This window comes from Arthrobacter sp. 01T419, from assembly GCF_056398865.1.
This window is the reverse complement of the sequence record NZ_JBFTQF010000005.1, coordinates 104,654-116,973: the sequence shown is the minus strand read 5'-3', so window position 1 is coordinate 116,973 and position 12,320 is coordinate 104,654. Positions and strand designations below refer to the sequence as shown.

The window sequence follows — 12,320 nt, the reverse complement described above, 5'->3', positions numbered from 1 at the left end:
CGACGGCAAAGCTCTGACAAAACCCGGATCAGGGGTGGACGGCGGGAGTCGCACAGAGCAGGATTGAGCCATGAGCATCCATGAGGCACTTCTGAAGCAGGCCAGCATCACCGCCACGGAAGCCACGCTCGTGGCGAAGTTCGAGATCGAGGGCAACATCCCTGGTTCCGGCGCCTTTGTTGTGGGCCTGGTCGCGGCGACTCCGGACTATTCCTCTCAACGAAGACTGGGCATCGAGTTCATGAACGGGGAGGCGATCGCCTTCTTCTCCTTTAACCACGACCAAAGCGCCGAGGAGAACTACGACCTCAAGGGCGTTGAGCACTCGGGAAACACCATCACGGGCCATTTCCCTCTCTCGGCAATCAATGGTCTTGGCAAGGGGCACGTGATGACCGCTTTCAGTGAAGCCGACGGCCGCGAGTTCCAGTCCGGCGTCGCCGTCGAAGAATCGCTCTAGGACCGCTACTTACGGTCCTATGGAACCGCGCGTCGATTTCATCTCTTCGGCCTGCGCTTGTCGATGCGTCGCGCCGTTTCTATGTCGACGGCCTTGGCTGGCCGGTCCACGCCGAGTTTTCGGGCGACGTCCTGTTCCTTCAGGTCAACCACGGGCTGATGTTGTCCCTCTGGAATGTGGAACAGATGCAGGATGAAGCTTCCGTCGATCCGCCGTCGGGGGTCCCATGCATCACGCTGAGCCACAACGTCTCCAGCCCCGCGGACGTCGACCGGACGATGTCCGAAGCGCAAGCCGCGGGCGCCGTCGTTGTCGCTCCCCCAAAGCCCCAACCCTGGGGAGGCTATACGGGGTACTTCGCGGACCCCGACGGTTTCCGCTGGGAGATCGCTTGCAACCCGACGTGGACGGTCGACGACGGCGGCAAGGTCACCGTCTGAGCCTGCTCGGAGCTTGCCCGGGCCTCATTCATGGGACGTCTCCTCATGGGTGCTTGGAGCGGGTTCGCTGCCTGCAGGTTCGAGCACGAAGACGCCGTAGCCGAAGGCCTCAGCTAGTACCTGACCGTTTTCGGCCCGAACACCGCTGGTTTCGAGCGGGCGTAGGGCCGATCCCTGGAGGGCTGGGATATCCACCATTTGCGGCGTTCCTGCGGGGTTGACGACCACCACGTGGCTTTCGCCTCGCAGGAAGACGAACGGGTAGCCAGCGGCCAGGACGGTGGTCTCGGCTTCGGTCCGCAGCTCGGGTGTCGCGCGGCGGAGCTGGATGAGCCTATGGACACGGTTCAGGGGCGAATCCACGTCCTCCCGCTGGGACGCGACGGCAGGTCTTCCCGGGTCCGTGTCTTGAGGCAGATAAAGGTGATCGCTCCGGGCGCTTGAGAATCCCGCGTTGGGCAGGGAGTTGTCCCACTGCATGGGCGTACGGCATCCCGCCCGGTTGAACCCGGGGCTCCAGATACTCCCCTCGTGGTCGGGCAGGCCCGTCAGGTAGCGCATGCCGATCTCGTCGCCATAATAGATCGACGGAATAGAGCCCCAGGTGAGAAGGAACGCGAACGCGGCGCCGAGTTGCTCGGCCGTGCGCGGGAGTGTTGCAAGGCGGGAAAAGTCATGGTCCGCGGTGGGGAGGATCACCAGGCGGTTCCTTCCCGAGCCGCCCTGGTGCTCGTGCCACTTCTGCAGGAACGCGCCAAGCGTCTGGTCGGGGTCGGAAGCGCTGGCGTCGAAGTAGCATGCACCGTGGTCGGGCAGGGTCGCGAGAACCCCGGCGCCGCCGTTGTTGAATAGGAGGCTGTGGGCCTGTTCAATCACCAGGAAGAAATCGGCGTCGAAGCCGGCGCGCGCACCCATTCCGGGCGCAAGGCGGTGGTCGTTCTCGGGGATGAGGACAGCGTCCGGATATCGGACTTCGATCCAGTGGCGAAGCTCTGCCCAGTGCCACCGTGGCGGAGAAGTCCGCATCGTCTTTGACAAGCGAGTAGGCCATATCAACGCGGAACCCGGCGACGCCACGATCGAGCCAGTAGGCCATGATGTGGCGCAGAGCTTCGCGGCTGGCCTGCGGGCCTGGCGCATCGACGCCTTGCCTCCACGGCTCATCTGCGGCCATGCGCGCGTACCCGAAGTTCAGGGCCGGCTGTTCGTCGAAGAAGTTCTTCAAGTAGTATCCCGCTCGTGTCCCGGGCGAAGGCACGAATCCCGGTCCGGGCCGGTCCGACCAGACATAGCGACTGTCCTCCGGGTCGTTGGCCGACGCTTGGAACCACGGATGCTCCACCGAAGTATGGCCGGCGACCAGGTCGAGCAGCACGCGGATCCCCCTGCGCTTGGCTTCGCCAATGAAGGCGACCATATCCTCGTTACTGCCGTACCGCGGGGCAATCGAGAGATAGTCCGCGACGTCGTACCCGGCGTCCCGGAACGGAGAGACGAAGCACGGGTTAAACCAGATGACGTCCACGCCGAGCCATTCAAGGTGGTCCAGGTGCGCCATAGCGCCCTTGAGGTCGCCGATCCCGTCCCCGTTGCCGTCGGCGAAGGACGGCATGAAAATCTGGTAGATCACACTGTCCCGGAGCCAATCGTTCGCTGCCATATCAGGAGTCCTTTCCGCTGGTGGATGCCCAGCGCTCCAACGTTGCTCGGGCACCCTGTTCGTGGAGGGAATACAGTGCCGTGGAATACAAGGAAGTGAATGCCGGATCGTGGCGAAGACCACCGAAGAGGCTCTCGTCCTCGAGGAACGCCAGGGGCTCCTGGCGGTTCCGCTTCGCCCGGGCGAGGATCGCCTCACGGCGCTGGTCAACGACGTCGATCGCTCCGCCCTGCTCATCGATGCCCTCGGCATAGCGCGCCCAAGCGGCCACCACCAGCGCCGAGCGACGAACGTCTCCACCGCGGGCAAGGTGGTGGTTCACGACCGGAAGGAGGAACTTCGGGATCCGGTCGGAACTGTCGGCGCAGAGGCGGGCCAAGGTGTCCCGTACATGGGGGTTCGCGAAGCGTTCGATGAGTTCGCGACTGTACGTTTCAAGGTCGATGCCGGGTACCGGGTCGAGAGTCGGCGCGGCCTCATGCACCATGTAGCCGAGGAGGAACTGTGAGAACAAGGGATCCCGGGCTGCTTCGTGGGCGTAGCGGTAGCCGGCCAGATAGCCGAGGTAGCAGAGGGCCTGATGGCCGGCATTCAAGAGCCGGAGTTTCATGAGCTCGTAAGGGAGCACGTCGTCGACCACCTGCACCCCGACCGCCTCGAACGGCGGCCGTCCGGTCGGGAAATCGTCTTCCAGGACCCACTGGATGTACGGTTCGCACACCACCGGCCAGCTGTCTTCAAGACTGAACTCGCGGGAGAGCATTTCCCGGTCCGCTTCCGTAGTGACAGGGGTGATGCGATCGACCATCGAGTTCGGGAACGCTACGTTTGCCCCGATCCACTTGCCGAGCTCCGCATTCCGGAGGCGGGCGAACTCCGTGATCACCCGCCGCGCCAGGGTGCCATTGCCTTGGATGTTGTCGCAGGACATCACGGTGAACGGCTGGGAACCAGCGGCACGACGCCGGGCCAGAGCCTCTACGATGAACCCGAACGCGGTCCGTGGGGCTGCTCCGGTTACGAGGTCGGCACGCAGAGGGTCGTCGAGTTCGAGGCCACCGGTCATCTGGTCCGAGTGGTAGCCGCCCTCCGTGATGGTCAGGGACACTATGCGGATCGTCGGATCCGTCAGCACCTCGAGGACGGCCTCGGGGTCGTCGGGGGCGAAGACATAGTCCACGATCGAGCCGACCACCCGCGGCTCAAGTGTCCCGTCGGCATGCTTGACCGTGACGGTGTAGAGGAGGTGCTGCTGCTCGAGCGCGTCCCGCATCGCGGCGTCCTGGGGCATGAGGCCGATTCCGACGATGCCCCAGCCCTGGCCACGGCCGTTGTTGAGGAGCCTGTCCGCGTACAAGGCTTGGTGTGCGCGATGGAATCCGCCCACCCCGATATGGGCGATTCCCGCGCTCACGCACCCGCGATCATAGCCGGGCACGGCAATCCGGCCGTCGAGTTCTGGAAGGGTGTGGCGTCGGAGTTTGGTCATCCCCGATTATGTGCTCACCCTCCGCGAAGGTCCCTAGCCCGAATCAGCCCCCACGCTGACCGAGTCATGCCCGAGTGGAGACGCTGCCGGAATCGTCCACGCGGGAGCCTTCTCGCCGGTCATGCCCTGATGACACGTGGGCCCATGGCCTCATACCTCCGTGCCTCGGCCACCGACAATTCGGTTCCGGTCACCACCGCCTCGAACTCGGAAAGATCGGCGAACCGGCAGAAGCTACTCACCCCGAATTTGGTGTGGACCCCGACCAGCACCCGTCGACGCGACCGCCTGACCGCTTCCTGCTTAACCGCAGCCACTGCCGGATCCGGCGTGGTCAGGCCCCGGTCCCGCGATATGCCGTTCGCGCCCAGGAATGCCACATCGATGACCATCTCACTGAGCATCCGCAGTGCCCAATGGTCCACGGTGGCCCGAGTGCGGCCCCGCATCCGGCCACCCAACAAAAGCACTGTGACCTGAGGGCATTCAGCTAGCTCCTGTGCCGCGAGCAGCGAAGACGTGACAACCGTCAAGCGCCCCAGCCCGCCGACCTCCTTCGCAATGAGTTGCGGGGTGAACCCCTCATCGATGTACACGGTCTCGGCACCGCGAAGCAGCTGGGCTGCAGCAGCTGCGATCCGCCGCTTTTCACCGACGTTCGCCTGAGTCCGATAGTCGATGCCGGACTCGTGCCCGGCGCTCTCGACAGCCACCGCCCCGCCATGTACGCGCCGGAGAACCCGACGATCGACGAGGACTCGAAGATCGCGCCTGATTGTCTCTGCCGCCACGCCGAGTTCGGGAACAAGTGAAGCCACTTCCACCCGGCCGCGTTCGCGGGCCAGGCCCAAAATCTTCACATGTCGGTTTTCCGAATCCACCCCCCCTATTCTCATGCCTGAACGGGCGCCCGAACCAGCCCATATCGGTGCCCGATTCGCTACGCGAGTGTCATGTGACACATGCAAACGGAGGAATAGGACCCGTCGGGTTACCGTTGACGCGAGTAGTTCCAACACAGACGACAGGAGAAATCCGTGGACTTCACCCCCGAATCCGGCACCATCACCATGTTCTCGACCACTTGGTGCGGCTATTGCAACCGCCTCAAGAAGCAGCTGGATGCCAAGGGCATCGGCTACAACGAGGTCAACATCGAAAAGGTTGAGGGCACTGCCGAACTCGTGGAGAAGTTGAACGGCGGCAACCAGACGGTCCCCACGGTCCTCTTCCCGGATGGCACTGCTGCCACCAACCCCTCGGCAGCCGAAGTCGAGAAGCGTCTCGCCGCCTGATTCGCCCCTTCATTTGCGCGAACTGGCAACAGATTCCCCCACAATCGACGGGGACGGTCATCTGCTGCCAGTTCGCGAGGGTGCCCTTCCGCCGTCCTTCGGATTTCGTAGCGCATTGCGCAACATGCCGCTCAAAGCGCAACAACCCTAGTCACTGGTCCTGCCCATGTGATAGACAGTTTGAGATCAGACCCGGGCAACACGTCCGCGGTCCACGAACCTCAAAGGGGAGTTATCCATGGTCCACGCAGTCAAAGGGGCAATCGTCCGCTCGAAGGGTGCACCCGTCACCCTGGAAACAATCCTCGTCCCGGAGCCGGGCCCCGGCGAAGCCTTGGTAGACATCCTGACCAGCGGCGTGTGCCACACAGACCTGCACTACAAGCTGGGCGGAATCAGCGACGATTTCCCCTTCCTTCTGGGGCATGAAGCAACCGGCATTGTGAGCGCCGTCGGCCCGGACGTCACGGACATCGTTCCCGGAGACCGCGTGATCCTGAACTGGCGGGCAGTCTGCGGCAATTGCCGCGCCTGCAACCGGGGCCAGGCCCAGTACTGTTTCAACACGCACAACGCCACACAAAAGATGACCCTCGAGGACGGCACCGTCCTCTCCCCCGCGCTCGGCATCGGCGCCTTCGCGGAGAAGACGCTCGTCGCCGCGGGGCAATGCACGAAGGTTGACCCCGACGCCGATGCTGCCGCCGTCGGACTGCTTGGCTGCGGTGTGATGGCCGGGCTCGGTGCGGCGATCAACACGGGAGGCGTGAAGCGTGGCGACTCCGTGGCCGTTATCGGCTGCGGCGGTGTTGGCGTAGCCGCCATCGCGGGCGCCGCCCTGGCTGGCGCCACCACCATCATCGCCGTCGATATTGATGCCAAAAAGCTGGACCGCGCACGCGAACTCGGCGCCACGCATGTAGTGGACTCCTCCCAGGGAGATCCCGTTGAGCAGATCCGCGAACTCACCGGCGGTTTTGGCGCAGACGTGGTGATCGACGCCGTCGGCCGCCCCGAAACGTACAAGCAAGCCTTCTATGCCCGCGACCTCGCCGGCACGGTAGTGCTGGTGGGTGTCCCGACGCCGGAAATGACTCTCGAACTCCCGTTGCTGGACGTCTTCGGCCGGGGCGGTTCCCTGAAGTCCTCGTGGTACGGCGACTGCTTGCCTTCCCGCGATTTCCCCATGCTCGTCAGCCTCTACCGTCAGGGCAAGCTCGATCTCGACGCCTTCGTCACGGAGCGGATCGGAATCGCCGATATCGAGGACGCATTCGACAAGATGCACTCGGGTTCCGTCCTTCGATCGGTGGTTGAACTGTGACGGATGAAACCCTGGCCCCTGAAACCAAAACTGTCCGCGTTGAGCGCGTAGTCACGTCCGGCACGTTCTCGCTGGACGGCGGCACCTGGGATGTGGACAACAACGTGTGGATCGTTGGAGACGATTCCGAGTGCATCGTGATCGATCCCGCGCACCAGCCGGCGGCCATCACTGAGGCGATCGGTGACCGCACCGTCAAAGCGATCCTCCTCACGCATGGCCACGACGACCACATCCGATCCGCTGGAGCTTTCCGGGACATCGTCCGTGCGCCGATCCACTTGCACCGTGACGACTGGATGCTCTGGGAGGCGGTTTACCCTGATGCCGATCCCGACGCCGGCATCACCGACGGCGAGATCTTCGAGGTCGCCGGTACCCGGCTCAGCGCCATCCACACACCGGGTCACTCCCCCGGTTCGGTGTCCTTCCACTTGGAGAGCGAAGGAACCGATCATTCCGGAGTACTGTTCAGTGGCGACACGCTGTTCCAGGGCGGACCGGGTGCCACCGGGCGTTCCTACAGCGATTTCCCTACGATCATCGGCTCCATCCGCTCTAAGATCCTGACGCTGCCGGAAGACACGCTGGTCCTGACAGGCCACGGCGACTCCACCACCGTTGGCGCCGAGGCGCCCCACTTGGAGGAATGGATCGCCCGGGGGCACTAGCCAAAGTCCGGTGGTGCGGCCGGTTCCAGGCGCACCACCACGGACTTGGACGCCGGAGTGTTGCTGCCTTCTGCCGTCGAATCGAGGGGTACCAGGACATTGGCTTCCGGGTAGTAGGCCGTCACGCATCCACGGGCTGTGGGGTACGCGATCAACCGCAGCTGGCGCAGGACCCTGTCCACGCCGTCGTCCGCTTCGCTGTGAACGTCAACGTAGCCGCCGTCGGCGAGGCCCAGATCGGCTAGGTCATCGTGGTGGGCAAAAAGCACCAGGCGGCCCTTCTTCACGCCCCGGTAGCGGTCATTCATGCTGTAGGTGGTCGTATTGAATTGGTCGTGGGAGCGGACTGTCTGAAGAAGCAGGCGCCCCGGCGGGACTTGGATGGTCTCCAAATCATTGACGGTGAACATTGCCTTGCCTGTGGCGGTGGGGAACTTCCGTTCGTCCCTGGGACCGTGGGGTAGGACGAAACCGTCGCGGCTCCGGGCCTTCTGGTTGAAGTTTTCGAAGCCCGGAACCACGTGGGAGATGTGATCGCGCACGGCATCGTAGTTCGCCTCAAAACCTGGCCAGTCAACCGGGACCTTGTCACCGAGCACGGCGAGTGCCATGCGGCATACGATCGCCACTTCGGACAGGACCTTATCGGAGATCGGCTCCAGCCTGCCTGCCGAACGGTGAACGGCGCAGACTGTGTCTTCGACGGTGACGAACTGCTCGCCGCTGGCCTGGCGGTCTATTTCGGTTCGGCCCATCGTCGGCAAAATCATTGCTTGTTCGCCCACCACGGCGTGGGAACGGTTGAGTTTCGTGGAAATCTGGACGGACAACCTGGTCTTCCGGACAGCGGCCTCAGCCGCGGTGGTGTCCGACACGGCGTGCACGAGGTTTCCACCGAGGGCGACCAGCACCTTGATCCGGCCGTCCCGCATTCCGCGGATGCTATCGACGGAGTCGACGCCCGGGTGCCGCGGCGGGTCGAATCCAAATTCCTGCTGCAGGGCGTTGAGGAACGGTTCGGGCATCTTCTCCCAAATGCCCATGGTGCGGTCGCCCTGGACGTTGCTGTGGCCGCGGATCGGCGACGGGCCGGCGCCGGGTTTGCCGATGTTACCGCGGAGCAAGAGCAGATTGACGATCTCCTTGATGGTTGCCACGGCCTTCTTGTGCTGGGTCAGGCCCATGGCCCAGGTAACGATGACTTTTTCGGCACGCAGGTAGCGGGACGTGAGTTCGTCGATTTCCTGGGTCCGCAGGCCCGTTGCGGCGAGGACGTCCTGTTCGTCCAAGGATTCAAGGTGTGCTTTGAACTCTTCCAGCCTTTGGCAGTGTTCCTCGATGAACGCGTGGTCCAGCACTGCACCCGGGGCCGCTTCCTCTGCTTCCAGGACACGCTTGGACACGGCTTGAAGCAACGCCATGTCCCCTGCGAGGCGGATTTGGAGGAACTGGTCTGCCAGGTCCGTTCCTTTGCCCGCCAGGCCGCGGGGACGTTGGGGGTTCTTGAAGTTGATGAGCCCGGCTTCCGGGAGCGGGTTCACGGCGACGATGCTGGCACCTGCGAGCTTGGCCTCTTCCAGGGCCGTGAGCATCCTGGGGTGGCAGGTCCCCGGGTTCTGGCCCATGATGATGATCAAATCCGCCTTGGCGAAATCCGTGTAGGTGACTGCGGACTTGCCGACGCCGAGTGTCTCCCCGAGGGCCAGACCGGTGGATTCGTGGCACATGTTGGAGCAGTCCGGCAGGTTGTTGGTCCCGAAGGCGCGCACAAAGAGCTGGTAGACAAACGCGGCTTCGTTGCTGGTCCGTCCGCTCGTGTAGAAAGTCGCTTCGTCCGGTGAATCAAGCGCGTTCAGTTCACGGGCCACAATCCGGAACGCGTTGTCCCAGCTGATGGGGCGGTAGTGGCTCGAACCAGCGGGCTTGTAGACGGGTTCCACCAGCCGGCCCTGCTGTCCAAGCCAGTACTCCGAGCGCTGCGCGAGGGATTCGACGTCGTTCTCGTCCCAGAAAGTGGACGGAACTTTGAGCGGATCCGCCTCCCACCCGACGGCCTTCGCACCGTTCTCGCAGAACTCGGCCAGCTTCCGCTCTGGAGGATCGGGCCAAGCGCAGCTCATACAGTCGAAGCCATCCTTCTGGTTCATGGCGCGAAGGGACTTCCACATGCGGGCCGGGCCCATTTGACTCAACGAATGCGGCAACGATTCAACCAGGCTGGGCAACCCCGCAGCGGATCGTTTGGGCGGACCGACGGTGAGGTCCGCGTCGGAATCGTGGACAACGGATGGTTTCTTGTCCATTGCTTACCACCTCGCTTCAGGAGGGCGGCACGTTCAACATCGGGTCGGAAGCCACCGCCCGGGGACCACATAGTTGTGGCCTCAAGCGTAGTCCTGGCAGTATCCGTCTACAACGGCAGGCTGGTGCTCGTCGCAGGTAGCAGCGCCTGGAAATCGCCGTCGAGCAGTTCCGCATAGTCGGCGTAGGCTTCGACGACGGCGGCCTCCACGGTGGGAACGTCCAGCTGCGGCAAGAGATCGTTGGCAGCCCCCGCGGTGCCGGGATCCCATTCCAGGCCGAGCGCTTCATAGCTGGCCGTGAGGACTTCCCGGATGGGAGCCGAGTTCTCGACCACGATCACCGAACTGAACAGCCATCCGCCGGAGACCACCCTTTGGGCGGTGCCGATCAGCTTGATCTGGTGTGCCGGAAAATCCGGGTCCAGGCCGTGGACACTGAACTCACCCGGGCAGTACTCACCGGGAATCTCCCCGACGGCGGCCTGCACCCCTACGCGACGGAGAGCACCCGCCAGCAACTCGCCAAAGAATGAAAAACGGGCCTTGGCTCCGGCAATGGCGTCGGGGTGCGGCTCGACGTGGTCGATCACCAAGGTGCCCCGATGGTAGGCCGCAGCCCTTCCTCCCGCCTTGCGGATCAGAGGTTCGAACCCCAGGTCCCGGCAAGCCGAGGACGCGGCCTGGAATCCCGGCAGTTTGGCGTCGCGTTGCCCGAAAGCGACCGTGGGGCGGGGCCGGTACAGGCGGAGTGTTGGCCCCAGCAGCCCTCTGCGGGCCCGGTTCAGGAGCTCGATCCCGAAATCCAGGTCATCAGCGACGCCGAGCGATTCTTCCTGTCGCACCACAGTCAGCGTGCGCTGCGCTCCGGTGGACTCCATCAACCCTTCCTCAGTGTGAGGATCTGTTCGGCGCGGCCAAAGGGGCCGCTGATGTCGTGGAGCACCGTGGACGTGAGGCCGATGCCGTCATTGCCAAAGGAGACCATGTTGTCCAAGCCAAGCCATTCCCCCACAGGCTCCCGGTACATGTGGATCTGGAGGTCAAGGTTCGGGAAGATGTAGCTGTTTTTCCCGGGCGAAACGCGGGCGGCAATGCCGTTGGCAGTGTCAACGAGTCCGACGAGCCTCGCGAGATCGCGGCTATCCGCCGCATCGGTGAGGGGATGCTCCGTGCGGATCCAGACTTTGCCGGAGCCTGCCCGGTGTCCTTCGGCTATCCGCATTTCCAAAGATCGGATGTAGCCGCCCGGCCACACACTGGCACCGTCCCATGGCTTGCATTCGTCCGGGGCCGGCATTGCGACGTCTTCGATGGCGGCGACGGCACTCGTGTCGCTGGTCGCCATCCTCCAGGCGGTGGCCCGGATAGCCACGCGGCCTGCCGCCGAGAGCTCCGCCTGGATCAGTTCAATCGTTCTGCCCGGGCGGAGCGTGCTGGTGGTGATTTCGAACTCGCCGCCCGGGATCAGTCCCAGGATTTCATAGCTGAGGCGGGCCATCCGGACGTCGTCGCGAGGCTCATGGCGGAGCAGGGCATCAGCCAAGATCCCCGACGCGGGCGCCATGTGTTGCTCATGCGGATTCCACGCGCCCTGCGCGTGAATAGTTGAGCGAAACCGCCCATCTCCGAGCGATTCGTAGTAGAAGTCGCCTTCCGCGAGGTCCGGAAGCTCAATACTCAACGCCTGCCCTTTCGCCTGTCCGGTAGTGGAACTCAGACCACTGTATCTTCTGGCGCCACAGGCGTCCGACGTCGACGCCAGATGACCAGGAAGACAACAACCCCGGCAAGGGCGAGGACCAGGAGAACCGCGCCCAAAGGTGAGGCCGCCATGACGGCGAGCCACGCTTCGATTGCCGCAAGCCCAATGGTGGCGTACACGAAGGCCCAGATCGCGGAACCCGCCATAGCCGCAGGGAGGTACCTCCTGAGCGGCATTCTCGCGGCCCCCGCGGCCAGGTTGACGGCAGTCTGGAGTCCGATAGTCAGGAAAGTCAGTACGACGGCGTAGGGGCCAAAGCGCTGTATCAGAACCTGCGCTTTGGCTGCTTTGGGGCGATGCAAGGCGCCGGCTAAACGCGCGCGGTCCAATCCCGCCGCCGCGCCACGGCCGATCCAATACGTCGCGTTGACCCGGACCATCACCACAGCGAAAAGCGACACGAGGGCCACCTCGAAGGGCAGGTCAAGGATCTGCTCCACGCGTTGCCCTCCCCCGGTCTCCTCAGCAGGTAAGTCTTACCTTATCTCACCCGCGAAGGCGGCCGGTCCGGGGTTAGGTCGCCCGTCCTGTGTGGTCGACGGTGAAGTCTCCCCCCGGGTACAGAATGGTCTCGTGTCCGTCGTCAAAGCGCACGAAGTACGGCGGCGCACCATTGGCACCGCGGACTTCGATAATCTCTCCGTGCCGGTCGGACGCGCCGACAGTCCTGCCATGAATGATGATCCGATCTCCCTGGGCTGCTTCCACAGGAACCACCTCCCAGGATCAGATTACGAGTGTTGGGCTGCCGTGGGAACAGCTTGCCGGTGGGCATCTAGCTTGCGATGTGGGATAACCCAATGTTGCTGGCGCCGCTTGCAACATTGCCCTGGTACCACTAGAACGCACTCCCTGAGAAGCTTGACGACTGAGAAGCTCGACGATGCCGCGACCCGTCTCTGGTACGCAGTGGCCG

Annotated in this window: 14 protein-coding genes; 5 read left to right on the top strand and 9 right to left on the bottom strand. The window is 63.8% G+C overall.

Annotated elements, in window-relative coordinates:
• Positions 1–70: 70 nt before the first annotated feature.
• Positions 71–460 (top strand): hypothetical protein, encoded by a 390-nt coding sequence (locus AC1DLO_RS09605; RefSeq protein ID WP_184735461.1) that lies wholly within the window; start codon positions 71–73, stop codon positions 458–460.
• Positions 451–900: a VOC family protein gene (locus AC1DLO_RS09600; RefSeq protein ID WP_476914474.1), complete on the top strand. Its 450-nt coding sequence runs from the start codon at positions 451–453 to the stop codon at positions 898–900. Before AC1DLO_RS09605 ends, AC1DLO_RS09600 begins: the two co-directional genes overlap by 10 nt.
• Positions 901–924: 24 nt before the next feature.
• Here AC1DLO_RS09600 and AC1DLO_RS09595 read toward each other — a convergent pair whose 3' ends face one another.
• From AC1DLO_RS09595 to AC1DLO_RS09580, 4 genes are all read right to left on the bottom strand, one after another.
• On the bottom strand, positions 925–1,815 hold the full coding sequence (locus AC1DLO_RS09595) for an alpha-amylase family glycosyl hydrolase (RefSeq protein WP_476889884.1): 891 nt from the start codon (positions 1,813–1,815) through the stop codon (positions 925–927).
• The gene (locus AC1DLO_RS09590; RefSeq protein WP_476889885.1) at positions 1,769–2,560 is read right to left on the bottom strand and encodes an alpha-amylase family glycosyl hydrolase; all 792 of its coding nucleotides are present in this window, start codon (positions 2,558–2,560) and stop codon (positions 1,769–1,771) included. Before AC1DLO_RS09590 ends, AC1DLO_RS09595 begins: the two co-directional genes overlap by 47 nt.
• 1 nt (position 2,561) lies before the next feature.
• Positions 2,562–4,049 carry a mannitol dehydrogenase family protein gene (locus tag AC1DLO_RS09585; RefSeq protein ID WP_476889886.1) on the bottom strand — a complete coding sequence of 496 codons (1,488 nt, stop codon included), beginning with the start codon at positions 4,047–4,049 and terminating at the stop codon, positions 2,562–2,564.
• 119 nt (positions 4,050–4,168) lie between these two features.
• Positions 4,169–4,930 carry a DeoR/GlpR family DNA-binding transcription regulator gene (locus AC1DLO_RS09580; protein ID WP_476889887.1) on the bottom strand — a complete coding sequence of 254 codons (762 nt, stop codon included), beginning with the start codon at positions 4,928–4,930 and terminating at the stop codon, positions 4,169–4,171.
• A 156-nt stretch (positions 4,931–5,086) separates the two neighbouring features.
• Here AC1DLO_RS09580 and AC1DLO_RS09575 point away from each other — a divergent pair, with 156 nt between their 5' ends.
• The 3 genes from AC1DLO_RS09575 to AC1DLO_RS09565 all read left to right on the top strand — a co-directional run bounded on the left by AC1DLO_RS09575 (position 5,087) and on the right by AC1DLO_RS09565 (position 7,339).
• Positions 5,087–5,344 carry a mycoredoxin gene (locus tag AC1DLO_RS09575; RefSeq protein WP_476889888.1) on the top strand — a complete coding sequence of 86 codons (258 nt, stop codon included), beginning with the start codon at positions 5,087–5,089 and terminating at the stop codon, positions 5,342–5,344.
• Between the two features lie 238 nt (positions 5,345–5,582).
• Complete coding sequence (locus AC1DLO_RS09570; protein ID WP_476889889.1) at positions 5,583–6,668, top strand: S-(hydroxymethyl)mycothiol dehydrogenase; 1,086 nt, start codon at positions 5,583–5,585, stop codon at positions 6,666–6,668.
• Positions 6,665–7,339 (top strand): MBL fold metallo-hydrolase, encoded by a 675-nt coding sequence (locus AC1DLO_RS09565; protein ID WP_476889890.1) that lies wholly within the window; start codon positions 6,665–6,667, stop codon positions 7,337–7,339. The genes AC1DLO_RS09570 and AC1DLO_RS09565 overlap by 4 nt, the downstream gene beginning before the upstream one ends.
• Here the strand turns inward: AC1DLO_RS09565 and AC1DLO_RS09560 are convergent.
• The 5 genes from AC1DLO_RS09560 to AC1DLO_RS09540 all read right to left on the bottom strand — a co-directional run bounded on the left by AC1DLO_RS09560 (position 7,336) and on the right by AC1DLO_RS09540 (position 12,112).
• Positions 7,336–9,642 (bottom strand): FdhF/YdeP family oxidoreductase, encoded by a 2,307-nt coding sequence (locus AC1DLO_RS09560; RefSeq protein ID WP_476914469.1) that lies wholly within the window; start codon positions 9,640–9,642, stop codon positions 7,336–7,338. The two genes, AC1DLO_RS09565 and AC1DLO_RS09560, sit on opposite strands and share 4 nt — an antisense overlap.
• 107 nt (positions 9,643–9,749) lie before the next feature.
• Entirely contained in the window at positions 9,750–10,520 is a 771-nt protein-coding gene (locus AC1DLO_RS09555) for a lipoate--protein ligase family protein (RefSeq protein WP_476889892.1), read from the bottom strand.
• Positions 10,520–11,323 carry a thioesterase family protein gene (locus tag AC1DLO_RS09550; protein WP_476889893.1) on the bottom strand — a complete coding sequence of 268 codons (804 nt, stop codon included), beginning with the start codon at positions 11,321–11,323 and terminating at the stop codon, positions 10,520–10,522. The genes AC1DLO_RS09555 and AC1DLO_RS09550 overlap by 1 nt, the downstream gene beginning before the upstream one ends.
• Positions 11,324–11,355: 32 nt before the next feature.
• Entirely contained in the window at positions 11,356–11,844 is a 489-nt protein-coding gene (locus AC1DLO_RS09545) for a DedA family protein (RefSeq protein WP_476889894.1), read from the bottom strand.
• 73 nt (positions 11,845–11,917) lie between these two features.
• Complete coding sequence (locus AC1DLO_RS09540; protein WP_184735479.1) at positions 11,918–12,112, bottom strand: DUF1918 domain-containing protein; 195 nt, start codon at positions 12,110–12,112, stop codon at positions 11,918–11,920.
• Positions 12,113–12,320 lie beyond the last annotated feature (208 nt).

Bases quoted from the DNA above. Each gene is read 5' to 3' on its own strand.
- AC1DLO_RS09605 (WP_184735461.1), top strand. From the start codon at position 71: ATGAGCATCCATGAGGCACTTCTGAAGCAGGCCAGCATCACCGCCACG.
- AC1DLO_RS09595 (WP_476889884.1), bottom strand. From the start codon at position 1,815: ATGGGTGCGCGCGCCGGCTTCGACGCCGATTTCTTCCTGGTGATTGAA.
- AC1DLO_RS09590 (WP_476889885.1), bottom strand. From the start codon at position 2,560: ATGGCAGCGAACGATTGGCTCCGGGACAGTGTGATCTACCAGATTTTC.
- AC1DLO_RS09585 (WP_476889886.1), bottom strand. From the start codon at position 4,049: ATGACCAAACTCCGACGCCACACCCTTCCAGAACTCGACGGCCGGATT.
- AC1DLO_RS09570 (WP_476889889.1), top strand. From the start codon at position 5,583: ATGGTCCACGCAGTCAAAGGGGCAATCGTCCGCTCGAAGGGTGCACCC.
- AC1DLO_RS09560 (WP_476914469.1), bottom strand. From the start codon at position 9,642: ATGGACAAGAAACCATCCGTTGTCCACGATTCCGACGCGGACCTCACC.
- AC1DLO_RS09555 (WP_476889892.1), bottom strand. From the start codon at position 10,520: ATGGAGTCCACCGGAGCGCAGCGCACGCTGACTGTGGTGCGACAGGAA.